This is a genomic window from Gryllotalpicola kribbensis (genome assembly GCF_039538245.1).
GTDB lineage: Bacteria > Actinomycetota > Actinomycetes > Actinomycetales > Microbacteriaceae > Gryllotalpicola > Gryllotalpicola kribbensis.
In genome coordinates, this window is sequence record NZ_BAABBX010000001.1 from 217,028 (window position 1) to 241,604 (window position 24,577).

The following is a 24,577-nucleotide window of genomic DNA, read 5'->3' on the forward strand; positions in this document are numbered from 1 at the left end:
TGAGCGGATGGGACGGAGGAACAGTCGGGTCCCAAGGAGCGGACGGGGCGATGGAGCGGGCGGGGCGGGGGTCAGTGCTTGACCACGACGGCGACGCCGGGCGAGGTGCCGACGTTGCCTGCGGCATCCGTCGCCTTGGCGACGAAGGTGTACGTGCCGTTCGGGTAGGACGACGTGCTGATCGTCGCGGCCCACAGGCCCGAAGCGAGCTTGGCGGCGGTCGCGACTTTCGTCGTGCCGACCCAGAAGGTCACGCCGGTGACCCCGACGTTGTCGGAGGCCGATGCCGTCGCCGTGCCCGACGAGCTGAACACCGTGCCGGCCGGTGGCGAGGTGATCGTCACGGTGGGCTTCGCGGCGTCCGGTGTCGGGGTGCCGGTCGGCGTCGGGGTGCCGGTCGGCGTCGGGGTGCCGGTCGGCGTTGGAGTTCCGGTCGGCGTCGGACTCGCCGTCGCCGTCGGCGTCGGACTCGGCGTGCCGCCCGACCCTGACAGGGGAACCGTGCTCGCGAGGAATCCGTAGTACTTGCCCGCGATCGGGTGCAGCGGGTCGCCCTGGAATCCGTGCCCGAGCTGCGCCTGTGCTCTCGCCTGTGCGATCACGGTCTGCATGATCTGCTTCGACGACGTCATGCCGGCGCAGCTGCCGCCGGGCGCGAGGCAGTCGGCGACGACCCCCGAGGCGACGGCGGTGGACATGCTCGTTCCCGACTGCAGGTAGCCGATGCGATTGCCCTTGAGCGTCGAGTACGGGCAGGCGCCGGGCGCCGCGACGAGGTGCGCCTGATCGGCGGCGCTGACGGCGTAGCCGCTGTTGGTGGCCGCGGTGTCGTCGCCCCACGGCATGCTGAACTGCGCCGTGCACGCGGCCGGCGCGCTCGCGAGGCCGCCGGGGCGTCCGTCGAAGTCGGCCATGTTGCTCACGGCGAGCACCTCGTCGTAGGCGGCGGGCACGACCTTGGCGATGTCGACGCTGTTGTTGGTCGCCGCGGCGACGACCACGATGCCCATGCCGGTGATCGTGCAGATCGCCTGGTGGATCGGGTCGCCGTTCGTCCTCCCGCAGTTCCCGTCGTCGGCGCCCGCCGTGCCGAGGCTGAGGTTCACGACCCTGATGTTGTCGGCGGTCGCGTTCGCGATCACCCAGTCGAGGCCGCATTCCAGCGACGCGAGCGTTCCGGCGTTCTTGCTGTCGAGGATCCGCACGGAATAGAGGGGCGCGCCGGGGGCCACCCCGACCACGCCGGCGTTGTCGTCGTAGGCGCCGATCACGCCGGCGACCGCCGTGCCGTGACCGTTCGCGTCGCCGGCGTCGCCCGAGCCGAAGCAGTTCACCTGGCCCTTCAGGTTGTAGTCGCTGCGCTGCTCGGAGCCCGAGTCGAGGACCGCGACCGCCGGGGCACCCCGGCTCGCGCCCACCCCGGTGCCCGCGCTCACGGGCGGCAGGTTCGCCTGCACCGTCTTCACGGCGGGCGGCACCGTCTGCACGCCCCACGCCGGCCGTTCGGCGACGAGCACCGCGGCGAGCGCGAGCGCGGCGACGGCCGCGACGGCGAACACGCCCCGACGCGTGCGCGAACTCGGCGACATCCCGATCAGTCGACGGCGGGCACCCATGCGCGCTCCGTCCTCTCCGCGCTGCGCGTCTCGCCCCTGGTCAGCACGGCGCGATACGCGTCGAGCGTGGCCTGCGCGATCGCGGCCCACTCGAGTGCACCCAGGTCGGCGACCTCGGGGCGGGGCTCGTCGCGCGCCCAGGCGAGGGCGTCGGCGAGCACTGCGGCGTCGAAGTCGCCCTCGTAGGTGCGCACCCACGCGGGCCCGACGAGCTCGGCCAGCTCGCCCATGGCGCCGATGCGGGGCACGAGCACGGGCCGGCTGGCCGACAGGGCGAGGATCGCCGACCCCGAGTTCTCGATCGCCCGATACGGCAGCACCACGAGATCGCTCGCCCGCAGCCAGTCGGCCACCCGCTGCCCCGACTGGAAGGCGAGGTCGAGCACGATGCGGGGGTCGCCTGCTGCGGCATCCACGATGCGCTCGCGCTCCGCGTCGCTCGACGGCCGCCCGGCGACCGCGAGCTGCGCGACGGGGTCGGCCGCGCGGAACACCTCGAGAAGGCGCGGCACGTTCTTGTATGGCCGCAATTGCCCGACGGATGCCACGACCAGACCGTCTTCGCCGAGCCCGAGCCGCGCCCGCGCCGCCCCCCGCGGGGCCGAGAAGTCGTAGTCGGCGCGGTAGTGCCCGTGCGGCGTGACGAAGGCGGGGCGTTCGGCGAGCTCGGGGTACGCCGCGCGCGCGGCCTCGACGCCGCTGCCCGAGAGCGACAGGATGCCGTCGACGTTCGCGACGAGCAGGCGGCGCAGGCGCGCCCGGAGGGCCGGGGTCGAGCGCTGCTCGTGGTCGACGACGTTGTGCACGGTCCACACGAGGCGGGTGCCACGGCGTTGGGCGAGGCGGAGCGCCCCGAAGAACAGGGTGAGCCGCGCGACGGTCCGCCAGGAACGGCGGCCGGAGAGGAAGGTGAGCTCGGGCCAGTGCAGGTGCACCACGTCGACACGGGCGGTCGCGAGCCGCCAGTAGCTGAGGTCGCGCACCGTCACCCCGAGTCCGGCCATGCTGCGGTAGAGGCGCGCCGTGTAGGGATTCGCGTGCTCGGTGCGGAACGCCGGCTCGGCCTCGACCACGAGCCCACCGTCTGCACCCCCGGTCGTCGCTTTTGCGCGTTTCCCGGCCCCGGAGCGCGCGTTTGTGACGACCGGGGCAGGGGATGCGTCGAAGAGGCGCGGGCGCGCAGCAGGGTAGCCCGGCGCCCAGTCGCGCCGCCGCCGCCAGACCTCGCCCCAGGTGCCGCCCGAGCGGCCGACGGCGCGCTCGAGCAGGCCGCGGGTGAGCGCGCCCGCCTCGAGAAGCGCCACGCCGAGGCGCGCCCGGCCGGGCGACCAGCGCGCCCGCAGCAGGGTCGCCTTCCCCGCCATGACCATGCTCATCTTGCGGCCGTTCCGCTGCCGCCCGCTCTCGGAGGTCGAGCCGCCGACGGTGTGCACGATCTCAGCCTCCGGCACGATCACGGGCCGCATTCCGGCCGCCGCCGCACGCAGCGAGAACTCGGCGTCCTCGCCGTAGAGGAAGAAGCGCTCGTCCATTCCGCCGAGGCGGTTCCAGTCGGCGCGGCGCATGAGCAGCAGGCATCCCGTGATCACGGGGACCTCGCGCACGGTGTCGCGCTGCCAGCGCCCCAGCGACTCGGGGTCGAACACGCGCGAGCGGGCGAAGGCGGTCGAGAGCCCCGTGGCGAAGCACAGCAGCGACCACAGGCTCGGCGCCCCCCAGCAGGAGGACGGCTCGAGCGAGCCGTCGGCGGCGAGCGTGCGGCCGCCATAGAGCCCGTGCTCGGGGTGCGCCACCGCGAAGCCCACGAGGGCCGAGAGCGCGCCCGGCAGCACCGTCGTGTCGGGGTTCAGCAGCAGCACGTACTCGCCGCTCGCGTGCGCGACCCCGCGATTGACGCCGGCCGCGAAGCCCAGATTCTCGCGCGCGTCGATGACGAGGGCCGCGGGATGCCCGGCCCGCACGGCGTCGACCGAGCCGTCGGCCGAGCCGTTGTCGACGACGACCACCGAGACCTGCAGCCCGGGCGCGCGGGCCGCCTCTGCGGCGAGCGAGTCGAGGCAGGCGAGGGTCTGCTCGCGCGTGTTGTAGCTCACGATCACGACGGTGAGCGAGGTCATGCGGGCTCCTCGGCGAGAGCGTCGGCGCGCGCGGTGGCGCGCGCGGTGGCAGTGGGAGGATCGGCCACGGGCCGATAGCCGAGCACCTTCGCCGGCACCCCGCCGACGATCGCGTTCGGCGGCACGTCCTTCGTGACGACGGCCCCCGCGCCGACGACGGCGCCGTCGCCGATCGTCACCCCGGCCACGACGACCACGTTCGCGCCGAGCCACACGTCGGCCCCGAGCACGATGTCGCGCTCGACCTTGGGCTGGTCCATCACGGGCGTGCCCTGCTCGAGCCCGTAGTTCGACGCCGTCAGCGTCACGTTCGGCCCGAGCAGGCACTTCGGCCCGAGCACGATGCGGCCCGCAGAGTTCCCCGCCCAGATCACGCCGTGCTCGCCGAGGTGGCTGCCGTCGCCGACCCAGATGCGCTCTGCGTTGCGGAACGACACGTTCGGCGCGATCCGCACCCCGGCCCCGCGGTGCAGCCGGCGAAGCTGCTCCACGTGTGCGTAGGCGGCGAAGTTGGCGAGCTTGAGGGCCTGCAGATACGTGCGGGGATTCAGCAGCGTGCGGATGCCGTCCCTGAGCGTGCTCACGAGACCACCACCTGTTCCACCGGCGCGGCCGGGCCGGCTGCCGCCACGCCCTCTGCGGCGAGCTCCGCACGAACGGCGGCGAGCAGGTCCTCGGCGCTCAGTCCGGGCGCGGCGCGCGCAGTGAAGCTGAGCTCGCCCCCGTACGACGACGCGAGCAGCCCGAAGCGCGCGCCGGGCGCCGGCACGGGCCACATCAGCACCCGCCGCACCTCGGCCCCGCCGAGCGCCGCGCGCTCGCGCCGATAGGGCAGGTAGCTCGCGTAGCCGCCCGATTCCGCGCCCCGCAGGTCGCCTTCGCCGCTGCGCGCGAAGCCGGTCACCTGCCCGTGCACCGCGGCGACCGCCGCGGCGAGGCCCGCATCGGCCGGAACGGTGACGCGCAGCATCACGATGCTGTTGCGCACGCCCGCGCCCTCGCGACGGCGTCGCGAGACGGGCAGGGCGAGGGATGCCTCGCCCGCGTTCCCCTCACCGCGCAGCGCCGCCCGCAGCGCCAAGGCGGCGACAAGGTCGTTGACGCTGCCGCCGAGCCGGCGGGCGAGTTCGGCCACCGGCGCGAGGGGCGTGCACCAGTACGCAGCCGACATGGGCGGCGCGAGCACCGCGCGCAGGCCGCGCCGCTCGATCGCACGGTCGCGCAGGGGGCGCAGCAGCCGGCCGCCCCAGCGCGTCAGCCGCTTCCGGAACGGCTTGCGCCAGTACTCGTGCCACGCGTCGCCCGGCCCTGAGCGGGCCCGCAGCCAGCGCCCCCACACGATGAGCAGTCCGGCCAGGCGCGAGCTCGGCGCGGGGCCGAGCGACGCGGCATCCCCAGCAGGTCCCGCGCGCCCGGCATCCCCGGCATCCCCGACGTCACCCTGCATCAGCGCGTCGACGAACCTCAGGGCGAACAGCGCGTCGCCGAGCGCGTGCTGCACGCTGCCGACGACGGCGAGGTCGCCATCGGCGCGCTCGATGACCGTGTAGCGCCACAGCGGCCGATCGCGCCGACGGGGCGCGTGTGCTGCGCCGCAGAACAGCGCGGCCTCCTCCCCAGCCCCGGGCACGTGGGGGAACCAGCCCAGGTGATAGTCGCGGTCGAGCGGGCCGGCCGGCACCCACAGCGGCGCCGTCACCCCGAGCGGCGCGTCGACGAGCCGCAGCCGCGTCTCGGTGAAGCGCTCGGCCACGACGAGCAGCGCCGCGGCGACCCGGTCGCGGTCGAGGACCCCGGCGGCGTCGCGGAAGGGAGCGGAGTCGATGACGAGCGTCGCAGTGGGCCACATGGTCTCGAACTCGACCCGGGTGCGCAGGAACGTCTCGTCGAGCGTGCGCAGCAGCTCGACCTGGGTGCGCGGCCGGGGGCTCACGGCTGCTCCGTCGCGCTCCACGCGCCGGCCAGGGCGATCGCCGCGGGCCGGTCGACGTCGACGAAACGCGCCCCGCGACGCGGCAGGCGCGACGCGGCGGCGATGCCGCGCGGGATCGCCGTGAGCAGGGCGAGCCGGGCCGCGCGCTCGCGCGGGTCCGACCAGCGCACGGCGGCGACCGCCGCCCGCCCGATCAGCAGGCCCGCCATGGCGAGCCCGATGAGCGGCCTGGTGCGGATCCACTTGTCGGTCATCGCCCCGGCCCCGAGGCCGTAGCCGCGGTAGAGCGCGATGTGGTCGTCGTCCGCCCGGGTGAAGATGTGGTGCACGGTCGCGGTGGTGTCCGACACGATCGCATAGCCTGCGGCGAGCACCCGGCAGAACGCGTCGAGGTCCTCAGCGCCCGCGAAGCGGCGGCCGGCGCCGAGCACCTCGTCGAAGCCGCCAAGGCCCAGCATCAGCTCGCGGCGGAACGCCATGAACGCCCCGTGCCCGGCGTCGATGCCGCGCAGCACCCCGGTCAGGCGCTCCACCCGCCCCGGGGCCGCCCCGGCCACGAGGGTGTGGTCCAGCATCCGCCCCGTCACCGCGCCGACCTGCTCGTCGGCGAAGTGCGCGAGCACCCCGTCGACCCAGCCGGGCACGGCGACGCAGTCGTCGTCGGTGAAGAGCACGAGCGGCCGCTCGGTCGAGGCGAGACCGACGTTGCGCGCGATGGACAGCCCCGGCACGTCGGAGCGGACGTAGCCGACGGATGCCTCGCGGGCGGCGCCCCGCGTCTCGTCGGTGCGCGAGCCCGAGTCGACGACGAGCACCTCGACGCCGGCGGGCGTCGCCTGGGCGATCGAGCGCAGGGCCTCGCGCAGCATGGCCGCTCTGTCCCTGCTGCACACGATGACCGCGAGGTCACCCGGCCCGTACACGCAGCGCCCCTTCCGCCGGCTCTGTCGGCGCGGTGCCGGGCCCGCCTGCCGCTCGTGAGCGCAGTGCCATCGCCTCGCAATAGGCGCCCGCGAGGCGCTCGGCGGCTGCCGCCCAGCCGAGCTCGGGGGCGCGGGCCGCCGCGCGGCGCGACATCCGTCGCAGCTCGCCGCGATCGGCTGCCAGCCGGTCGAGCTGCGCGGTGAGCGCGGTGACGTCGCCGACGGCGTGGGTGAGGCCGGTCTCGCCCTCGACGAGATCGGCGCCGGCTGCGGTCGAGACGAGCGGAACGCAGCCGGCGAGCTGCGCCTCATAGGTCACGAGCGCGCTGCCCTCCTCGACGCTCGGCAGCAGCAGCACCTCGGCGCTCGCGAGGGCGGCGCCGGCGTCGGCGGTGAAGCCGGCGACCACGACGCTCGGGTGCTCGAGCAGCGGGGCGAGAGCGGCCCGATAGGCGGGCAGGAAGTCGCCGTGGATCGTGAGGGTGCCCGTGCGGGAGGCGGCCGAGTCGAGCCACGCGCGCAGCGCGTAGTGCAGACCCTTGCGCGGGTCGCAGCGGCCGAGGAACACGGCGCGCAGTCCAGGATGCGCGGCAGGGCGCGCTTCGCCGGCGTCCCGCGCGACTCCCCCGAGCCGGGCTCCGTAGCGGTGCCGCAGCAGCCGCTCCGGCGCGAAGCCCCGCGTGAGGAAGGTCTCGCGGACGGCGTCCGACGGGGTGAGCAGCGCGGTCGCCGTGTCGTACTCCCGCTGCTCGTGTGCGAGCCGGGCCGCCGAGAAGCTGTGCGACGCCCCGCGCGGCTGCTCGAGCCCGAGCGCGCGGTATTCGTCGGCCACCACGCGGTAGGCGTGGGCGGTGTGCGTGTTGGGCACCTCGCGCACCGCGGGGATGCCGAGCCTGCGCGCCGCCGCGAAGGTGCGCACCCCGGCCAGCGGCCAGCCGTGCACCACGTCGACGGGCTCGCGGGCGGCGAGGCGCCGCAGCGCCCGGGCCGTCATGAGGTCGTTCAGGGCGAAAGCGTTCTCACGCCCGATCGCCCGATGAGGCATCCGCACCCGCCCCTTCTGAAAGGTGGTGAGCACGCTCGCCGCGCCCGGCGCCGGCCGATCGAGCGACGCCGCGACGACGTGCACGCGATGCCCCGCCGCGGCCAGCTCGACCACCTGATTCCAGGCCGTCCAGCCGATTCCCGCCGCGCCCAGCGCGTGGGGAAACGCATAGAAAACCGTCAGCGGGCGGGTCATGGGACTAACCGTGCGGCAGTCCCGCGACGGCCGGTAGAGGATGTGAGGATCCGTCGTGAACCTTTTACATGACGGCAATGTGAGGAAACATCACTGTCAAGGTGCCGGGTGCACGCTGAAAAAGTCCCATCCGGGTGCGGAGCCGCACCGACCCCATCGATCCCATCCCGAGAGAAGGCGACGCACATGGACGTTCCTCACTACCTCAGGGTTCTCTGGCGCTACAAGTGGCTGCTTCTCGTGGGCCTCGTCGTCGCCGCGATGGCCGCACTGGTCGCCGGCTTCACCCTCGTCGACGGCAAGCTCGTCTCGCGCACGACCCAGCAGTACACGGCGGCCACGACGATCATGCTCGGCTCGTCCGACCAGTCGATCTACACCGACCAGCAGGTCGGGCCCACCCAGGCACCCGGCCAGTCGGTGCAGCAGACCAACCTCGCCCAGACGGCCGTCGTCTACGCCTATCTGATCTCGGGCGACACGATCCGCCAGCAGGTCGAGGCCAGCCTCGGCGCCTTCGGCCCCGACGACGGCCTCACGGCGGTCAGCCGCACGACCCAGCCGGCCGGCAGCGAGCAGTTCCCGGGCAAGTACACCCTGCCGATGATCAACGTCGTCGGCGAGAGCGACAGCGCGAGCCGGGCCGAGAAGATCTCGCGCACGGCGGCCGAGCAGTTCCAGACCTACGTGCTGCGGCAGCAGAACGCGGCGAAGGTCGCGGCGGCCGACCGCATCCAGCTCACGACCATCACCGACGGCGCGGCCGAGGCGGCCGAGGGCTCGAATCCCGCGATCCCGATCGTCATCACCGGGGCCGGCGTGATGCTCGTCTTCATCGCCCTCGCGTTCGTGCTCTACAACGTCGCGCTCTCCCGCGAGCGCGCCCGTGCCCGCCGTGCCCGCGCGTCGCGCGGCATGGTGCCCGAGCTCGGCGGCCCCCGCGCCGAGCAGAGTGCGCCGGCGCTCGCGTCGGGCGCGGCGGCCGGGCCGGCCGGGCCGGGCGCGCCAGGAGGCCCGGACGCCTTCACGCCGCCCCGGCCGGCCGTCGAGGCCTAGCAGCGGTCCGCGGCGGCAGTCATGAGAACGCGGGCGATCGTCGCGTCGGCACTGCTCGCGGCGGTCGCGCTCGCTTCGGCGCTCTGGGTGCCGCCGCTCATCGGCGGCGGCATCCTGATCGGCGTCTCGGTGATCTACCTCGCCCGCCGGGTGCTGTTCGCGTGGACATCCGCCCTCATCATCCTCGCGAGCGTCGTGATGTTCGTCCCCGTCCGGCGCTACGCGATCCCGATCCCGCTGCCGTTCCAGCTCGAGCCGTATCGGGTGGTGATCGTGCTGCTCGTGCTCGCGATGGTGGTGGCCCTGCTGATCGACCCGCACTTCACGTGGAAGCCGGTGCGCTTCGGCTTCTCGATCGGGGCGTTCTTCTTCGCGATGATGCTGTCGGTGGCGACGAACGTCGCCTACATCTCGCAGAACGGGCTGGGCGGGGCGGTCCTCGGCCAGTTCATCAACTTCGGGCTGCTGATCAGCGTGTTCTTCGTGGTTCGGCAGCTGCTGCGCGACGAGCGCCGCGTGCTGCTGCTGATCCAGTTCTTCGTCTGGTCGGCCGCGGTCGTCGCGCTCTTCGCCGTGGTCGAGAAGGTCACGAACGTCAACGTGTTCCTCGACCTCGGCAAGGTGCTGCCGCTCAAGCTGATCAGCGATCAGACCCAGTCGTTCCGGGCCGGCGGCGACCGCTCGTATGCCTCGGCGCAGCACCCCATCGCCCTCTCGGTCATGCTCTGCATGGCGCTGCCGTTCGCCGTCTGGCTGAGCAAGTACGGGGCGAAGCCGGTCAATCGCATCAGCCGCACGATCGTGTACGGATGCCTGATCGCGGTGACCCTGCTCGGTATGACGACCGCCGTCAGCCGCACCGCCGTCATCGTCATCGCCGTGATGATCCTGCTCACGCTGGCGCTGCGCCCGCGGGTCGCCGCGATCCTCCTCGGCGCGGCGATCCCCGCGCTGCTCATCGGCGCGGTCGCCCTGCCGAAGCTCATCGGCACGATGATCGGCTCGTTCCTCGACCCGGCCCAGCTGCTCGCCTCGCAGTACACCTCGGCGGGCTGGGGCGGGGCCGGGCGCCTCGCCGACCTCGGCCCCGCGATGGCGAAGGTCGCGCAGAACCCGTTCTTCGGAACCGGCTTCGGCTCGCGCGTGCTCGTGGGCGCGAACGCCAACGCGTTCATCCTCGACGATCAGGTGCTCGGCACGCTGCTCGAGGCCGGCGCGGTCGGCGTGCTCGGGCTCGCGATCTTCATGCTCGTGCCGCCGCTCAGGCTGATCGCCTTCTCGCTGCGCCCCGACACGCCGCCCCGCTACGCGCACCTCGCGTTCACCTGTGCGGTCTCCTGCGCGGGGTACATCGCCGCCCTGTTCTTCTACGACGCGTTCGGGTTCCTGCAGACCTTCTTCATCCTGTGCTGGGTGTGGGCGATCGGCGCCTGGCTGCTCAGCGAGTCGCCGCGGCTCAGCGGGCTGCCGGCGGGCCGCACGCGCGGCACGGCCCTCGAGCTCACCCCTGTTTCCGACCGCGACCTCGAGGAGGCGACCGCATGATCGCGAATCACCGGATGAGCGTCATCATCCCGGCCCACGACGAAGAGGCCGTCATCGGCCGCCTGCTCGCGCGCCTCATCGACGGCGACCCCGACGAGCGGCTCGAGCTCGTCGTCGTCGCGAACGGCTGCGCGGATGCCACGGCCGCGGTCGCGGCATCCGTCGCCCCCCGCGTCCGCGTCGTCGAGATCCCGACCGCGTCCAAGCCGGCCGCGCTCAACGCGGGCGACGCCGCGGCGAGCGCCTTCCCGCGCGCCTACGTCGACGCGGACGTGCGCGTCGAGGCGCACGCCCTGCTCGCCGTCGCCGAGCTGATGGAGCAGGACAGCGGGGTGCTCGCCGCCGCGCCGTCGCTGGCGATCGACCTGTCGCGCGCGAGCCTCGCCGTGCGGCTGCACTATCGCATCTGGGCCCACAGCGACTACCGCCGCGAGAGCCACATCGGCTCGGGGGTGTACGTGCTGTCGCGCGCCGGGCGCGCCCGCTTCGGGGCATTCCCGTCGATCATCGCCGACGACCGCTACGTCCAGCAGCTCTTCGACCCCGCCGAGCGGCGCACCGTGCCCGATCACACCTTCTCGATCTCGGCGCCCGCGACGCTCGACGCCGAGATCGCCCGGGCGACGCGCATCGCCGCGGGGAACGCGGAGCTCGAGCGCACGGGCCTCGTGCGACCGGGCGCATCGACGGCGCACTCGGCGCACTCCCTGCTGCGCCGCATCGCCCGCCACCCGAGGCTGTGGCCAGCCCTGGTCGTCTACGGCTACGGCAAGGCCGTGCCGCGGCTGCGCGCCCGCCGCCGCGTGCAGGCCGGCCTTCCCGTGCTCTGGAGCCGCGACGAATCGAGCCGCGTGTGAGCTCGGCCTGGGCCGTTGCGCGCAGTGCCATCAGGGTCGCCGCCGCGCTCACCGCAGCGTCGCTGCTCGCACTCGGCGCGACCGGCTGCTCGGGCACGAACGCCACTGCCGACCCGCAGCCGACGGTGGCCGCCGGCATCGTCGACGGGGTCACCACCCTGGGCGTACTCGGCGACTCGATGAGCCTCGGCGTGAACGCCTGCGGCCACAGCGGGGTGTGCGAGCAGGCATCGTGGGCGATGGGCACCGACAGCGAGGTCGACTCGCTCGCCGCGCGCATCGGGAAGGTCGTCGGCCGCGCGCCGAAGATCGCGAACGGCGCCGTGAACGGCGGCACGGTCGCCACCATGCTCACGACGGCGCCGCGCGTCATCGCCGCGAAGCCCCAGCTCGTCGTCGTGCTCATCGGCGCGAACGACGCCTGCCGGCCGAGCGTCGACGAGATGACGCCGGCGACGCAGTTCCAGGCCGACTATGCCCGGCTCATCGACGAGCTCGGGGCGGCGCTGCCGACGGCGCACATCCTGGCGCTCTCTGTGCCCGACCTGAACCGCCTCTGGCAGCTCGGCCACGGCGTCGCGCCCGTCGCCGCCGCCTGGAGCAAGGCCCCCAACTGCCGTTCGCTGCTCGGCAACGCCGCCTCCACCGCCCCGGCCGATGTCGAGCGGCGGGCCGCCGTCGGCGAGCTCGTCGACCAGTACGACAGCGCGATCCAGCGGGTGTGCGCCCAGCATCGGAACTGCATCTGGGACGGCGGCGCCGTGCACAGCCACGGCTTCACCTCAGACGAGATCTCGCACGTCGACTTCTTCCACCCCTCCGCCGCAGGGCAGGCGCAGATCGCGCGGCTCGCGTGGGCGGCACTCGCGAAGGCCGACGGATGACCCGGCCGCCGCGCCTCGTCGCGGCCGCGGCCCTCGCGGCGGCGCTCGCGGCCGTGCTCGCCCTCAGCGGGTGCACCGCGGGTCTGCCTGGGCTGTCGGGGCTCGCCGACAAGGGCGGCCACACCGCCGAGCAGCCCGCAGGGGGCGCCGTGAGCCACGCGGCGCCGCACGGCTCGGGCACCGCCTGCACCGCGGCCCGCCCGTGCGACGTCCCGACCGCGGTCGCCCGTGCGACGCCCGGCTCGACCATCCGCCTCGCGGGCGGCACCTACCCCACGACCCGCCTGCCCGCGGGCAGCGCCCCGCACCTCGACGACGCGAAGCGCAACGCGACGATCGAGCCGGAGCCCGGAGCGGCGCCCGTCTTCGGCGCGATCACGAGCGAGGCGCCGCACCTGACCTGGACGGGCGTCACGGTCAAGGTGCAGTGGTACCTCAACGCCGGCGCGACGGGCACCGTGCTCGACGCGGTGAGGCTCGACGGCGGCGGCCTCTTCGTGCGCTCCTTCGACATCACCGTGAAGGACTCGGAGTTCACGGGCGGCTCGTCCATCGACGGCATCCAGGTGGGGCTGTCGAACAACGTGCTCATCGAGGGCAACTCGGTGCACGACTACAACCAGGACAAGAACGACAACATCCACGCCGACTGCGTCCAGGTCTTCGACTCGTCGAACGTCACGATCAGGGGCAACCGGCTCAAGAACTGCTACAACACGGGCCTCATCATCTCGGTCGGGGCCGGCAAGGGCATCCATCACCTCACGGTCGAGTCGAACTTCATCCAGGGCTGCATCGTCATCACGCCCCACTGCGGCGGTGGGTCGTCGGCGGCCCTGCAAGAGAAGAGCGCGACCGATCTCGTGGTGCGCAACAACACCTTCGCCAACGGCTCGGTACGCCTCGTGCAGACCCCCGGGCTCGTCTTCGACCGGAACATCGTCGGCTACATCTCGACCTGCGACGCGCCCATGACCAACTCGATCATCGAGTTCTGGAACACGAAGATGTGCGGCACGCCCGCCATCGTCTCGCAGGCGGGCAACCGCGCGGGCACGGTCGCGTTCCGCGATCAGGCGACGGGCGACCTGCGGCCGGCGGATGCCTCGAGCGTGACGATCGCGCCGCAGGGGGCGAGCCGCGCCGCGGCCGCCGACCTCGACGGCCACCCGCTGCCGGCGAACGTGGCGGGCGCCGCCGCCCCCTGAGCTACGCGACGAGCTCGAACGGCGGGGGCGCCGCCGCGGCCGCGCCGAGCGACGCGGCGTGCACGAGGTCGTCCATCGTGAGGTCCTCGGCGTGCCGCATGAGCGCGAGTCCGCGGCTCTCGAGCTCGCGGGCGATCTGCACCTGGTGGTCGTCGACGTGCTCGTGGTACTTCGCGAGCCGCGGCACGAGCACGGGCACCTTGCCGTTCTCGAGCGCCGTGATGGCGGTGCCCGTGCCGGCGTGCGCGATGACGACGTCGGCCTCGCCGATCGCCTGGGCGAGCTCTGCGTGCGGCACCATCGGCCGGCCGGGAATGCCGTACTCCGACACGTCCTCGGTGCCGGTCTGCCAGAGCACATCGCAGCCGTCGAGCAGGGGCGCGAGCGCGCGGTACAGGCGATGGAACGGGTAGCCCTCTTGCGTGCCGACCGAGACGACGACCCGCGCGACGCGGCGGCGGCCCGAGGCATCCGCGGGCCGGAACGAGTCGAAGATCGACCCGCGATACCGCCACCGCTCGTTCTCCCACACGGGGTACTGCGTATAGGTCGGGATGTGCCCGTTGCGCGCGATCAGCCGCCCCGACAGCGAGGGCCCGTCCGCGCGCGCCGCCGACTCGATGTAGTGGGCGCGGATGCCGTGCTTGACCGCGACGGGCAGCACGGCGACCGCCGGGCTCGACCCTGTCGACACCGCCATCGAGAAGCGGTTCGTCGCGAGCAGCAGCTCGGCGAAGGCGCGCAGCCGCAGGATGTTGGTCGCGTCCCGCGGCGCGGCGAACGGTGTGAAGATCACCTCGCGCTCGGCGAGCAGCGACTCGCTGAGCCCGTTGCGGAAGGTGAGCCACAGCTGGTCCTCGGCCGCGATGCCGATGCGCTCGGCCAGGGCGAACAGCTGCTTCAAGTGGCCGCCGCCCGAGCAGACGAGCAGCACCCTCTCTTTAGTCATCGGTAGCCCTTCCCATCAGTACGCCCCCTCGTGTGCGACCACCGTGCGCGCGGTGCGCAGCAGGATCATCAGGTCGTTCGTCAAAGACCAGTTCTCGACGTACCAGAGGTCGAGCTTCACGCTCTCTTCCCAGCTCAGCCCGCTGCGCCCCGACACCTGCCAGAGCCCCGTGATGCCGGGCTTGATCAGCAGGCGCCGGTTCACCCGCCCCTCGTAGCGGTCGACTTCCGCCGGCAGGGGCGGTCGCGGGCCGACGAGGCTCATGTCGCCGCGCAGCACGTTGAACAGCTGGGGCAGCTCGTCGAGCGAGAGGCGGCGGATGACCCGGCCGACGCGCGTGACCCGCGGGTCGTCCCTGAGCTTGAACAGCAGCCCCGCGCCTTCGTTGAGGTGCATCAGCTCGTCGCGCCTGGCTTCGGCATCGACGACCATCGAGCGGAACTTGAGCATCGCGAAGTGGCCGCCCCGCATGCCCACCCGGCGCTGGCGGAACAGCACGGGGCCGCCGTCGGCCTTCACGGCGAGCGCCACGACGAGCATCACGGGGCTCGCGACGAGCAGCGCGAGACCGCCCGCGACGACGTCGAAGGCCCGCTTGATCGAGTAGTTGAAGCCCGAGAACCGCGGCAGGTCGACGTGCACCATGGGCAGCCCCTCGACGGGCCGCCAGTGCATGCGCGGCCCGGCGACCTCGATGAGCCGCGAGACCAGGATCAGCTCGACCCCCGAGTCCTCGAACGCCCAGCCCAGCTCGCGCAGCTGCTCGTTGCCGCCCGGCAGGCCGCCCGCCACCATGACGGCGCGCGTGCGCGTGCGGCGCACCGTGTCGACGAGGTCATCGAGCTCGACGCGGGGCAGGGCGGATGCCGCGCCGCTCAGCTCGCCGTCGTCGGTGAGCACCACGGCGATCGCCTTGTAGCCGGCGCGCAGCTGGCCGCCGAGCTCGCCGACCGCCCGCTCGACCTCGGCCGCCCCGCCGACGACGACCGCGCCGGTGAGGCAGCGGCCGCCGCGGCGCATCGCCTGCACGCGGCTGCGCCAGTACCACCGGCCCGAGAGCAGCAGAAGGAGCCCGAGCGGCAGCGCGATGGCGAGGTAGCCGCGGGCGATGGTCAGCTGCGCGAGATAGGCGAGGATCGCGAGCAGCCCGAAGGTGATGAAGGTCGCGTTCGCGACCCGGCCGTACTCGATGAGACCCACCCCGAGGATGCGGCGGTCGCGGGTTCTGGTGGCCCACAGCGCGAGCAGCCAGGCCACGGCGACGATCAGCGCGAGCGCGCGGTACTGCGTCGAGTGGGGTGCGCTGCTGTGCAGGCTCTCTGTGCCGAAGCGGCCGAACTGAGCGACCGTGATCGCGATCGCGATCGCCGCGGCATCCGTCACGATCAGTGCGTACTGGACGCGACGCTGCCAGGCGAGACGCAATGGCTGCGGGGCCACGACGGTGTGGACAGGTATTGCGGATTCGGACATGACGTCCTCCACGCATCGGGTTCTGCCAGGGTTGGTGTCCCCCAGACTAGGTTCACGGCATGCCGTCAAACAGAGCGATCTTCACCTTTTTACGTGAGCGTCGCTCACTTGTCATAGAGGTGAAATGTCGGCGGAAAGAGGCAGCGCGAGGTCGATCAGGGCGCGGTGACGCGCCCGCCAGGAGTTGTCGTCGACGAACCTGCGCCGGGTCTCCTCATCTGCACGCCCGAGCGCGAGCGCGGCATCCGTCGCCCGCGCGAAGTCGGCGACGTTCTCGGTCAGCAGCACGCGCGGGCCCACGCCGCGCACGGGCGGAAGATCGACCGCGAGCACGGGCGCGCCGGCGGCGAGGTACTCGTAGAGCTTGAGCGGGCTCATCGCCTCGGTGAGCGGCGTGCGCCGGTGCGCGAGCAGCGCGATCTCGGTAGCGCGCAGCACGGCGACCAGCTCGGAGCGGCCCACGTGGGGCGCGATCGTGACGTTGGGCAGTGCGCGCAGCGGCGCCACGTCGCGCTCGTCGGGCACCGAGCCGAGCAGCACGATCGACAGCTCGCGGCGCGCGGTGGCGAGCGCGGCGATGCCCTCCACATCGATGCGGGTGTCGAGCGTGCCGACGTGCACGGCCCGCGGCCCGGGAAGCGCGGCGAACCATGCGGGCGGCGGCGCGGCGGGCCCGAGCCACTCGCGCGGGTCGACGCCGTTCGGCACGACCGCGGCCGGGCCGCGCAGACCCCCGGGGGCGGCCTGCGCGATGCGGTCGACGATCTGCCTGCTGACGGCGGTCACGGCGATGCCGCGCCGGGCGATGCGCGCGTAGGCCTCGGCGTAGACCGGCCACCAGCGCCGCTTCGCGGGCGTCGTCAGCCAGTCGTCGCGGCCGAAGTAGGTCACCGACCCGGCCCACTCGAGCGGGGCGAAGCCGGCGATCACCGGGTTCGTCGTGATCACGGCGGGGCGCTCGATGCCGAAGCGGGCGGATGCCTTCCGCAGCGCCCTGTCGTAGGCGGCGTACTGGCGCTCGACCACGGCCGGGTCCGTGGCGTCGGAGCGCGCGAGCCGCACAGGCTCGTACAGCTGCCGGTCAGTGCTCGCCGGGAACGCGGGCTGGTTGCGCAGCACGCGGTGCGCGGCGATGCTCGCGATCGAGCGGAAGGGGTTGGCGACGAGCAGACGGCCGATGACGCCGGCATCCTGCTCGGCCATGAGCGTCTCGAGAATGCGATCGGGCGGCCGCATCATCTCGCGCGCCCGCGCGTCGGCGTAGGTCTCGTACGAGAAGGTGAACACCACGTCGACCGGCATCGCACCCGCCCTAGCCCGCGAGCTGGCGGATGACGCGCGCGGGCGCGCCGACCGCAACGCTGCGGGCGGGCACGTCTTCGCGCACGACGCTGTTCGCGCCGACCACGGCACCGGCGCCGATGGTCACGCCGGGCAGCACGACGACGTTCTGCCCCAGCCAGGCACCCTGGCACACCCGCACGGGCGCGACGCGCTCGAGCGGTTGATCGCGAATGTAGGCCTCAGGGTCGGCGAAGCCGTGCATGTGATCGGAGATGTAGACCCCGCGCGCGAGCTCGACGCCGTCTTCGATGACGACGCTCATCACGCCCGTGATAGAGGTCTGGTGCATGCGCACCCGGTCGCCGATCACGATGACCGGCCCCGGCGCCGTGCGATCGGGCACCAGCAGCCACGAGCCGGCCGCGATCAGGCAGTGCTCGCCGACGGCCACCTTGTCGCGATTGCCCCACCGGAACGGCAGCAGAATGCGGCTGCCCGTGCCGAAGCGCGCGAAGCCCGGGGCCGCCAGCAGGCTGAACGCCGCGTCGCGCGCGGTCTGCACCAGCTTGAGGAGGTCGACGGGCATGACCTGAGGATAGGTCAGCACGCACCCCCTAGTGAGGGACGCTCACAACTGTTTACTCACCGGAAACACCGCCCTCACGGAACGGTCGGGGCACGGCGCGGGCTACAGGTGCAGGCCGCCCCACACGGCGCGCGCCCCCGAGTCGCCGATGAGGACGATCTCGACGATGAACCCGATGCCCACGATCGCCGCCGCGAGCCACAGGACCACCGTGCCGCCCCAGCGCAGGCTCGAGGTGAGGCGCACGCCCGCCTGCGGGGCGAGCAGGAACCGCCACCAGCCCCACTCCGCGAGGCCGACGACGAACAGCGCGATGGACCACGGCAGCAGCCCCTCGCCGCGCTCGACGTGCAGCGCGAGCGCCGGCGTGGTGCCGACGACCGACTGCAGGTACTCCCCCGCCTCGACCGTGATGGGCGTGAGCACGAGAACGAGCAGGCCGGCGATCGGGGTGACGATGCCGAGTCGGCGCCTGGCCGCCGGCCAGAACGCGTGCAGCAGAACGGCGAGTGCGGTCAGCGGGCCGCCCACGACCATGACGTGGACGAGCAGGATGTGCAGCGGCAGGCCGGCGAAAGTGTCGAGGTTCACGATGACCGCACGATAACGGGGCAGTTGAGGTTCATTCTGAGAACGAATTCTGGATTCGAGTGAACCGGATGCCCGCCCGTTCACGTGTCCTATGAGGAGGTGACCCACGCCCGTGAGCCGAGTGAACGACGACGACGCGCTGCTGCGCGCGCTGCACGATGAGCATGCCCGCCCGCTCTGGCGCTACGTCATGTCGCTCACCGGGGACGCCGCCCAGGCCGAGGACATCGTGCAGGAGACGCTGCTGCGCGCCTGGCGCAAGCCCGCCGTGCTCGATCAGCGTGAGGCATCCGCCCGGGCCTGGCTGTTCACCGTCGCCCGCAATCTGGTGATCGACGACGCCCGCAGCGCGCGGCGCCGGCACGAGACGCCGACGGCACCCGAGACGATGACCGACACGGCCCGCGAGCCGATCGCGGCCGACGAGACCGAGCGCATGCTCGACGCCTGGCTGATCGGCGACGCGCTCGCCGCGCTGAGCGAGGACCACCGGCAGGTGATCGCGCTCGCCTACTACGGCAGCCGCTCGGTCGCCGAGATCGCGGAGTCGCTCGGGATCCCCGAGGGCACCGTGAAGAGCCGCATGCACTACGGGCTGCGCGCGCTGCGCCTGGCCCTGCAGGAGAAGGGAGTCACGCGATGAGCACCGACGAGTCGCAGCCGCTGCACGAGTGGGACGCGGCCTATGTGCTCGGGGCGCTCTCGCCCGAGGATCGGCGGCGATTCGAAGCCCACCTCGAGGAGTGCCCGGAGTGCCGCGCCTCCGTCGGCGAGCTCGCGGGGCTGCCGGCGCTGCTCTCGCGCGTGCCGGCGCCCTCGGTGGACGCGGGTCGACTCGGCGCAGCCGCACCCCCCGCGGGTCGACTCGGCGCAGCCGAATGGAGACCGGAACCGCCGTCGACCCTCCTCCCCGCCCTCGCGCACCGCGTGCGGCGTCGGCGCGTCGGTCGCCGCTGGGCGCTGGCCGGGGCATCCGTGCTCGTCGCCGCCGCGATCGCGGCCGCCGTCGTGCTGCCGACGTCGCTCGTCACGCCGCCGAGCGCCGGCACGCAGGTGGCGCTCGCCCAGACGACCCCGAGCCCGCTCTCGGCGACGGTGTCGCTGACGGCGCGGAAGTGGGGCACCGAGCTCGCGATGACGTGCCGCTACGACGCTCCCCCGGGCGCCTACGCCACCACGCGCAGCTATGCGCTCTACGTCACCGACACGTCGGGCGCGGCGACTCGCGTCTCGTCGTGGTCGGCGTGGCCCGGGGCCGAGATCCGCGCGTCGGGTGCGGTCGATCTGCAGAAGTCGCAGCTGCGCAGCGTCGAGGTGCGCGACACCGCAACGGATGCCGTGCTGCTCAGCGCCCCCGTGAAGTGAATGCACCCGGCGGTGAACCCGCGGGCTTCCGCTTACGTGTGACACGTATGAGAAAGAAAACATTTGCACTCGCTCTCGCCGGCGCCGCGTTGACGGCCCTCGCCCTGGCCGGCTGCTCTGGCGGCTCGGGCAGCACAGGCGGCAGCGGCGGCTCGGGCAGCACGGGCGGCGGGTCCGCCACCGCGTCCTCGTCGTCGGCGGGCGGCGCCGGTTCGTCCTCGACAGCGGGCGACAAGCTGTCGACGGCCACCACGTCGCTCGGCAAGATCGTCGTCGACGGCACGGGCATGACGGTCTACTACTACGGGCAGGACACGAAGGGCGAGACGTCCTCGACCTGCACGGGGGCCTGCGCCTCGCAATGGCCCGCGGTGACGGCATCCGGAACCCCGACGGTGACCGGCGTGACGGGAACCGTCGGCACGATCGCCGGGTCGAACGGCACCAAGCAGGTCACGATCGACGGCCTGCCGATCTACACCTACGCCGGCGACAGCAAGGCGGGCGACGTGAACGGGCAGCTCATCGGGAACGCCTGGTGGGCCGTCGCGCCCGACGGCTCGAAGATCACGACGGCCGCCGGGGGCTCGTCGAGCGGGGGCTACTGAGTCCTTCCCTTCCCCGGTTCCGCCGCTCGCAGCGCGGCGGAGCCGCCGACTCACGGGGTCGGCTGGCGCGGGCGCACCCGCACCGGCGCCAGCCACCCCGTCACGACGACCGCGACGATCGCGCCGCAGCCGATGATGGCTGCGAGCACGACGATCTGGAAGCGGCCGGCCTCGAGCGGCGAGACGCCCCCGAACACCGCCCCGACGAACGCGCCGGGCAGCGTGACCAGCCCCGTCGTGCGCGTCTGGTCGGTCGTGGGCACCATCGCCGCGTGGATCGCCCGGCGCACGAGATCGCGCGTGGCCACCCGCGGCGTGGCGCCCAGCGCGAGCCAGCCCTCGACGTCCTCCCACCGGTCATCGACGAGCTCGACGAAGCGGCGGCCGCTGAGGGTCGCGATCGTCATCGCGTTGCCGATCACGATGCCGCCGATCGCGAGCACGTAGCGCGGCGAGAATTCGATCGCCCCCGTGAGGAACACGATCGCCAGGGTGATCAGGATGCCCGCGCCCATCGCGACGGCCACGGGGGTGAGGCGTTCGCGCAACGCGCCGAGGCGCCGCGCCGCCGTCCAGGATGCCACGGCGAACATGACGACGAGCGCGGCGCCGATCCACAGAGCGCTGTGGATGATGCCCGAGAGGACGAGGCTGATCGCCGCGAGCTGCAGTGTTCCGCGCAGCACGGCGAGCGCGGGGGCGAACGGCTTCGGCGCGCCGGTCCACGCGAGCAGGCCCGTCGCCAGGGCGACGAGGGCCAGCACGCCGACGAGCGAGAGCACTACGGTTCTGAGCTCGAGCATCGATCCGCGCCGGCGTCAGTCTTCGCCGATGTCCTCGTTCCACAGGTGCGGGTGCTCGTCGATCCAGCCGCTCATGAGGGCGATGAGCTCAGCGTCGTTGACGACGGTGACCTCGACGCCGTTCTCTGCGAGCCATTCCTGGCCGCCGAGGAACGACTGGTCGTCGCCCACGATCACGCGACCGATGCCGAACTGTCGCACGAGCCCCGAGCAGTACCAGCACGGCGACAGCGTCGTGACCATGACGGTGTCGCGATAGGACCGCTGCCGGCCCGCGTTGCGGAAGGCATCCGTCTCGCCGTGGATCGAGGGGTCGTCCTGCTGCACCCGCTGGTTGTGGCCGCGGCCGAGCAGTCGCCCGTCGCGGGTGAAGAGGGCGGCGCCGATGGGAATGCCACCCTCGGCCAGACCCGCGCGCGCCTCCTCCACCGCGACCGCCAGCTTGGCGGCATCCGTCTCATACAGCGTCTCGCCCATCGCGCCCGTTACCCGCGCTCGTCTGCCGCGTCGACGCCCACGACCAGCTCGGGCTCGCTCTCGAGCGGGCCGCCCAGCCGCACCTTGAAGGCGCGGAACAGCACCCAGTAGATGACGGCCGCCAGCACGAAGCCGACGAACGGAGTGATGTCGCCGACGTGCTCCGCGAGCGGGCCGGCGTAGAACGACTGGTTCGAGAACAGCCAGATCGAGAGCGCGCCGCCCACGACGAGCGCGATCGGGCCGGCCCAGTTGCGGTACTTCGCGCTGTCGGGCACGAACTCGGCGATCGAGGTGCCTCGGCGCAGGAAGCGGTCGACCAGGATGACGCCGAGCCACGGGGCGATCCAGTAGGCGATGACGAGCAGGAAGTTCTCGTACCACTCTTCGAAGTGCTGGTCGAGCACCGCGACGAGTGCGATGAAGAAACCGATGATGCCGAAGCCGAGAGCGATGATGGCGCGTCGCAGGCCGAAGCGGATCTTGATGCCGGCCGCCAGGAACGACATCGCGCCCGAGTAGATGTTGAGCGCGTTGGCGGCGATCGCGCCGACGCAGATCGCGAGCAGCGTGAGGTCGCGCAGCCAGGTCGGCAGGGAGTGCACGAAGCTGTCGGTCGGGTTGTCGCCCGGGAACAGGATGTAGACGGATGCCGCACCGGCGATCATCAGCACCGTGCAGCTCACGAAATCGCCGAGACCGGCCGCCAGCCCGAGCTGCAGCTTGCTGACGTCCTTCTTCTGGTAGCGCGTGTAGTCAGAGGCGTACGGGTTCCAGCCCGCGGCGTAGCCGAACGCCGCAGACACCGTGAGCGTGAAGCCCCCGAAGCCCCAGCCGGCGCCCTTCGGTGCAGCGCCGTCGCCGGTGTGGCTGAAGATCACGATGACCGCGATCAGGAAGATGATGCCGAGCACGATGGCGGCGTAGCGCTCGAAGTGCTGCACGAGGTCGTGGCCCACGAACGCGAGCCCCACCTGCACGACCACCACGATGATGAGCGCGAGCCAGGCCGGCATGCCGGTGAGTGCGCTGAGCGCCAGGGTGCCGCTGACCGAGTTCGTCGCGAACCAGCCGAGGCCGGCCATCACCGTGTTGATGGCGGCGGGCAGGATGTTGCCGCGCGTGCCGAACGCGGTGCGGCTGAGCACCAGCTGGGCGAGGCCCTCGCGGGGGCCCCAGGTCGAGAGGATGCCTTGAGTCAGCGACCCCAGCGCATTGCCGATGACGATCGCGAGGATGGCGGCAGGAAGACTCAGGCCGAAGAACGCCACGGCGATCAGGCCGACGTACACGGTCGCGAACTCGAGGTTGGGCGAGCTCCAGGTCGCGAACAGCTGCCACGGCGAGCCGTGCCGGCGGTCGGCCGGGATCGCCTCGATGCCGCCGGCTTCGATCAGGGTCGACGCCGGGGCTGCGGGCGCAGTGGGGGTGGTGGTCATGATCGGATGCTATCCGCCCCGCCGTTTCCCCCGCGTTTCCGCTCGCCGAAGCGGGGGCCGAACAGAGCGATCACCGCGGCGATGACCACGGCGACCGCCGCACCGATGAAGGTCTCGACCCCGCGCTGCCAGATGAGCGGGCCGATCGGCTGAGGGCCGCCGAGCTCGCCCAGCACGAGCACGAGCGGTGTGAGCAGGGCGAGAGCGAGCGAGTAGTTCCGCACCACGACGAACTCGGCCCCGGCCTGGAGCAGAACCACAAGGATGATCGCGGCGAACCCGCTCGGGTGCGCGAGCAGCAGCAGAGCGCCGAGCCCGAGGCCGATGAGGGTGCCGACGAAGCGCTGCGTCGCACGCAGCACACGGTGGCGCCCGCTCGGCGCCGAGAGCGCGGCCACACCGGAGACCATGGCCCAGTAGGGGTGCCCGATGCCGATCAGTGCCGGAATGGCGCCAGCGACGAATGCGCCGACGAGGAAGAGCGTCGCGTGGCCGAAGTGATCGCCGTCGTGCGGCGGCACCACGATCGGCTTCAGGTAGGGGTTGCGCAGCCTGCCCTCGTGCGCGCGCCAGATGAGTCGGCCGACGTAGCCGATGAGCAGCGCGAGTGCGATGGATGCCACCGCCACGGCCAGACCCTGGCCGTAGACCTCGGGCCGCAGCGGCACGAAGGCGACGGCGGCGAGAGTGAACACCTGGAACATCGGCCCCGGCGGAGTCCAGCGCACCCGGTCCGCGAGCAGCGACGCCCCGCACGCCCACAGCGCCGCGATAGGAATGACGAGAAGGGTGCGGTGCGGCGACAGCGCGATCGCGCCGCCGACCGCGATCGACAACAGCTGGGCACCGCCGGCGATGAGCTGCAGCCGCAGCCGCGACACGTGCGGGAAGTTGCGGCCGTAGACGCTCGTGAACGCAGCGAAGACGGCGAACAGTGCCAGGTCGGAGCGACCGGTGGCCCAGAGCGTCACGAGGGGGATCGCTGTCGCCAGGCCCACGCGCAGGGCCGCCCAGTGATCGCGGTCGTAGGGGCGCATTTCGAGCAACTCACGCCACTGCGGCGCCAGCCGCCCTTCGGGCCGCGGGTTCTGTGGTGGTTCGCCTGGTGCGGAGTCGCTCATCACCATCAATTCTTCCGGCTGCTGCCGCCGGTCGTGGTCAGGAGCACGACTCTGTGGATAAGTGTTCGCATTTGGATTGCCACGTTTCCCATTTTCGTCGAACTCGTGTTACGCTGATGGCGTCCCCGCGCCACGAGGATGAGAGTACGGATGCCGCAGGCCGAGCCTGCCTGGCGTTCGGAGTGTGACCTGGAAGGGGTCGTGCCGTGGCTGCTGTGGGGCAGGGTCTGCGTGAGGCGTTCGAGCGCGTCACGGCGATGATGCCGGCTGCCACCGACCTTCTGAGCGATGACCAGCTGGTCGGTTTCGCGCAGGCGGTGGAGGCTCTTGTTCGGCAGGCCGATGCGCTGAGCATCGCCGTCGCCCGCGAGTTCGACCACCGCACCGACGAGACGCTCGGTGAGGACTCGCTTGCCCGGCGGCTGGGGGCGCGGAAAGCCTGGGGTGCGCTGGAGACGGTGACGCGCACGTGCGCGAAGGACGCCCGGGAACGGGTGCTGGA

General features: G+C 72.5%; 23 protein-coding genes and 1 pseudogene. 9 read left to right on the forward strand and 15 right to left on the reverse strand.

What is annotated here, in order from left to right:
- Positions 1-71: 71 nt before the first annotated feature.
- The 6 genes from ABD716_RS01090 to ABD716_RS01115 are packed head-to-tail and all read right to left on the reverse strand — an operon-like array spanning position 72 to position 7,829.
- Positions 72-1,589: a S8 family serine peptidase gene (locus ABD716_RS01090; RefSeq protein ID WP_344772896.1), complete on the reverse strand. Its 1,518-nt coding sequence runs from the start codon at positions 1,587-1,589 to the stop codon at positions 72-74.
- 5 nt (positions 1,590-1,594) lie between these two features.
- Positions 1,595-3,733: a glycosyltransferase gene (locus ABD716_RS01095; RefSeq protein ID WP_344772898.1), complete on the reverse strand. Its 2,139-nt coding sequence runs from the start codon at positions 3,731-3,733 to the stop codon at positions 1,595-1,597.
- Positions 3,730-4,317 (reverse strand): acyltransferase, encoded by a 588-nt coding sequence (locus ABD716_RS01100; protein ID WP_344772900.1) that lies wholly within the window; start codon positions 4,315-4,317, stop codon positions 3,730-3,732. The genes ABD716_RS01095 and ABD716_RS01100 overlap by 4 nt, the downstream gene beginning before the upstream one ends.
- Positions 4,314-5,666 carry a wax ester/triacylglycerol synthase domain-containing protein gene (locus ABD716_RS01105; protein ID WP_344772902.1) on the reverse strand — a complete coding sequence of 451 codons (1,353 nt, stop codon included), beginning with the start codon at positions 5,664-5,666 and terminating at the stop codon, positions 4,314-4,316. The genes ABD716_RS01100 and ABD716_RS01105 overlap by 4 nt, the downstream gene beginning before the upstream one ends.
- Positions 5,663-6,589, reverse strand: coding sequence for a glycosyltransferase family 2 protein (locus ABD716_RS01110; protein WP_344772904.1), 927 nt, complete (start codon positions 6,587-6,589; stop codon positions 5,663-5,665). Before ABD716_RS01110 ends, ABD716_RS01105 begins: the two co-directional genes overlap by 4 nt.
- Positions 6,573-7,829: a glycosyltransferase family 4 protein gene (locus ABD716_RS01115; protein WP_344772906.1), complete on the reverse strand. Its 1,257-nt coding sequence runs from the start codon at positions 7,827-7,829 to the stop codon at positions 6,573-6,575. Before ABD716_RS01115 ends, ABD716_RS01110 begins: the two co-directional genes overlap by 17 nt.
- A gap of 186 nt (positions 7,830-8,015) precedes the next feature.
- Here ABD716_RS01115 and ABD716_RS01120 point away from each other — a divergent pair, with 186 nt between their 5' ends.
- Genes ABD716_RS01120 through ABD716_RS01140 form a run of 5 tightly spaced genes read left to right on the forward strand, consistent with a single transcriptional unit; the run spans position 8,016 to position 13,379 of the window.
- Entirely contained in the window at positions 8,016-8,885 is an 870-nt protein-coding gene (locus tag ABD716_RS01120) for a YveK family protein (protein ID WP_344772908.1), read from the forward strand.
- Positions 8,886-8,906: 21 nt separating this feature from the next.
- Complete coding sequence (locus tag ABD716_RS01125; protein WP_344772910.1) at positions 8,907-10,430, forward strand: O-antigen ligase family protein; 1,524 nt, start codon at positions 8,907-8,909, stop codon at positions 10,428-10,430.
- Positions 10,427-11,287 carry a glycosyltransferase gene (locus tag ABD716_RS01130; RefSeq protein ID WP_344772912.1) on the forward strand — a complete coding sequence of 287 codons (861 nt, stop codon included), beginning with the start codon at positions 10,427-10,429 and terminating at the stop codon, positions 11,285-11,287. Before ABD716_RS01125 ends, ABD716_RS01130 begins: the two co-directional genes overlap by 4 nt.
- Positions 11,284-12,171, forward strand: a complete 888-nt coding sequence (locus ABD716_RS01135; protein ID WP_344772914.1) for an SGNH/GDSL hydrolase family protein — start codon at positions 11,284-11,286, stop codon at positions 12,169-12,171. The genes ABD716_RS01130 and ABD716_RS01135 overlap by 4 nt, the downstream gene beginning before the upstream one ends.
- On the forward strand, positions 12,168-13,379 hold the full coding sequence (locus ABD716_RS01140; RefSeq protein WP_344772916.1) for a right-handed parallel beta-helix repeat-containing protein: 1,212 nt from the start codon (positions 12,168-12,170) through the stop codon (positions 13,377-13,379). Before ABD716_RS01135 ends, ABD716_RS01140 begins: the two co-directional genes overlap by 4 nt.
- A gap of 1 nt (position 13,380) precedes the next feature.
- On the opposite strand, the gene ABD716_RS01145 is transcribed toward ABD716_RS01140, so the two are convergent.
- From ABD716_RS01145 to ABD716_RS01165, 5 genes and pseudogenes are all read right to left on the reverse strand, one after another.
- On the reverse strand, positions 13,381-14,328 hold the full coding sequence (locus ABD716_RS01145; protein ID WP_344772918.1) for a glycosyltransferase: 948 nt from the start codon (positions 14,326-14,328) through the stop codon (positions 13,381-13,383).
- Between the two features lie 15 nt (positions 14,329-14,343).
- On the reverse strand, positions 14,344-15,801 hold the full coding sequence (locus ABD716_RS01150; protein ID WP_344772920.1) for a sugar transferase: 1,458 nt from the start codon (positions 15,799-15,801) through the stop codon (positions 14,344-14,346).
- A 111-nt stretch (positions 15,802-15,912) separates the two neighbouring features.
- On the reverse strand, positions 15,913-17,103 hold the full coding sequence (locus tag ABD716_RS01155) for a glycosyltransferase (RefSeq protein WP_344772922.1): 1,191 nt from the start codon (positions 17,101-17,103) through the stop codon (positions 15,913-15,915).
- Positions 17,104-17,113: 10 nt separating this feature from the next.
- Positions 17,114-17,263 (reverse strand): annotated as a pseudogene (locus ABD716_RS16365) (sugar O-acetyltransferase); the annotation flags it as partial.
- 510 nt (positions 17,264-17,773) lie between these two features.
- On the reverse strand, positions 17,774-18,262 hold the full coding sequence (locus tag ABD716_RS01165) for a hypothetical protein (RefSeq protein ID WP_344772926.1): 489 nt from the start codon (positions 18,260-18,262) through the stop codon (positions 17,774-17,776).
- A 121-nt stretch (positions 18,263-18,383) separates the two neighbouring features.
- On the opposite strand from ABD716_RS01165, the gene ABD716_RS01170 reads away from it, so the two are divergent.
- The 3 genes from ABD716_RS01170 to ABD716_RS01180 are packed head-to-tail and all read left to right on the forward strand — an operon-like array spanning position 18,384 to position 20,235.
- A complete protein-coding gene (locus ABD716_RS01170) occupies positions 18,384-18,905 on the forward strand; it encodes a sigma-70 family RNA polymerase sigma factor (protein ID WP_344772954.1) in 522 nt (173 codons plus the stop codon).
- On the forward strand, positions 18,902-19,627 hold the full coding sequence (locus ABD716_RS01175; RefSeq protein ID WP_344772928.1) for an anti-sigma factor family protein: 726 nt from the start codon (positions 18,902-18,904) through the stop codon (positions 19,625-19,627). The genes ABD716_RS01170 and ABD716_RS01175 overlap by 4 nt, the downstream gene beginning before the upstream one ends.
- A gap of 47 nt (positions 19,628-19,674) precedes the next feature.
- Complete coding sequence (locus tag ABD716_RS01180; RefSeq protein ID WP_344772930.1) at positions 19,675-20,235, forward strand: COG4315 family predicted lipoprotein; 561 nt, start codon at positions 19,675-19,677, stop codon at positions 20,233-20,235.
- A 50-nt stretch (positions 20,236-20,285) separates the two neighbouring features.
- On the opposite strand, the gene ABD716_RS01185 is transcribed toward ABD716_RS01180, so the two are convergent.
- The 4 genes from ABD716_RS01185 to ABD716_RS01200 are packed head-to-tail and all read right to left on the reverse strand — an operon-like array spanning position 20,286 to position 24,075.
- Positions 20,286-21,038: an ABC transporter permease gene (locus ABD716_RS01185; protein WP_344772932.1), complete on the reverse strand. Its 753-nt coding sequence runs from the start codon at positions 21,036-21,038 to the stop codon at positions 20,286-20,288.
- Positions 21,039-21,053: 15 nt separating this feature from the next.
- Positions 21,054-21,515: a nucleoside deaminase gene (locus tag ABD716_RS01190; protein ID WP_344772934.1), complete on the reverse strand. Its 462-nt coding sequence runs from the start codon at positions 21,513-21,515 to the stop codon at positions 21,054-21,056.
- Between the two features lie 8 nt (positions 21,516-21,523).
- Positions 21,524-22,954 (reverse strand): purine-cytosine permease family protein, encoded by a 1,431-nt coding sequence (locus ABD716_RS01195; RefSeq protein WP_344772936.1) that lies wholly within the window; start codon positions 22,952-22,954, stop codon positions 21,524-21,526.
- Positions 22,951-24,075 (reverse strand): FUSC family protein, encoded by a 1,125-nt coding sequence (locus ABD716_RS01200; RefSeq protein WP_344772938.1) that lies wholly within the window; start codon positions 24,073-24,075, stop codon positions 22,951-22,953. Before ABD716_RS01200 ends, ABD716_RS01195 begins: the two co-directional genes overlap by 4 nt.
- A 206-nt stretch (positions 24,076-24,281) precedes the next feature.
- Here ABD716_RS01200 and ABD716_RS01205 point away from each other — a divergent pair.
- On the forward strand, positions 24,282-24,577 hold a 296-nt coding region (locus ABD716_RS01205; RefSeq protein ID WP_344772940.1), incomplete at its 3' end, for a hypothetical protein.

Excerpts from the sequence above, each read along its gene's own strand:
- ABD716_RS01090 (WP_344772896.1), bottom strand. The coding sequence starts at position 1,589 with ATGTCGCCGAGTTCGCGCACGCGTCGGGGCGTGTTCGCCGTCGCGGCC.
- ABD716_RS01095 (WP_344772898.1), bottom strand. The coding sequence starts at position 3,733 with ATGACCTCGCTCACCGTCGTGATCGTGAGCTACAACACGCGCGAGCAG.
- ABD716_RS01115 (WP_344772906.1), bottom strand. The coding sequence starts at position 7,829 with ATGACCCGCCCGCTGACGGTTTTCTATGCGTTTCCCCACGCGCTGGGC.
- ABD716_RS01120 (WP_344772908.1), top strand. The coding sequence starts at position 8,016 with ATGGACGTTCCTCACTACCTCAGGGTTCTCTGGCGCTACAAGTGGCTG.
- ABD716_RS01125 (WP_344772910.1), top strand. The coding sequence starts at position 8,907 with ATGAGAACGCGGGCGATCGTCGCGTCGGCACTGCTCGCGGCGGTCGCG.
- ABD716_RS01130 (WP_344772912.1), top strand. The coding sequence starts at position 10,427 with ATGATCGCGAATCACCGGATGAGCGTCATCATCCCGGCCCACGACGAA.
- ABD716_RS01140 (WP_344772916.1), top strand. The coding sequence starts at position 12,168 with ATGACCCGGCCGCCGCGCCTCGTCGCGGCCGCGGCCCTCGCGGCGGCG.
- ABD716_RS01145 (WP_344772918.1), bottom strand. The coding sequence starts at position 14,328 with ATGACTAAAGAGAGGGTGCTGCTCGTCTGCTCGGGCGGCGGCCACTTG.
- ABD716_RS01150 (WP_344772920.1), bottom strand. The coding sequence starts at position 15,801 with ATGTCCGAATCCGCAATACCTGTCCACACCGTCGTGGCCCCGCAGCCA.
- ABD716_RS01155 (WP_344772922.1), bottom strand. The coding sequence starts at position 17,103 with ATGCCGGTCGACGTGGTGTTCACCTTCTCGTACGAGACCTACGCCGAC.
- ABD716_RS01175 (WP_344772928.1), top strand. The coding sequence starts at position 18,902 with ATGAGCACCGACGAGTCGCAGCCGCTGCACGAGTGGGACGCGGCCTAT.
- ABD716_RS01180 (WP_344772930.1), top strand. The coding sequence starts at position 19,675 with ATGAGAAAGAAAACATTTGCACTCGCTCTCGCCGGCGCCGCGTTGACG.
- ABD716_RS01185 (WP_344772932.1), bottom strand. The coding sequence starts at position 21,038 with ATGCTCGAGCTCAGAACCGTAGTGCTCTCGCTCGTCGGCGTGCTGGCC.
- ABD716_RS01190 (WP_344772934.1), bottom strand. The coding sequence starts at position 21,515 with ATGGGCGAGACGCTGTATGAGACGGATGCCGCCAAGCTGGCGGTCGCG.
- ABD716_RS01195 (WP_344772936.1), bottom strand. The coding sequence starts at position 22,954 with ATGACCACCACCCCCACTGCGCCCGCAGCCCCGGCGTCGACCCTGATC.
- ABD716_RS01200 (WP_344772938.1), bottom strand. The coding sequence starts at position 24,075 with ATGAGCGACTCCGCACCAGGCGAACCACCACAGAACCCGCGGCCCGAA.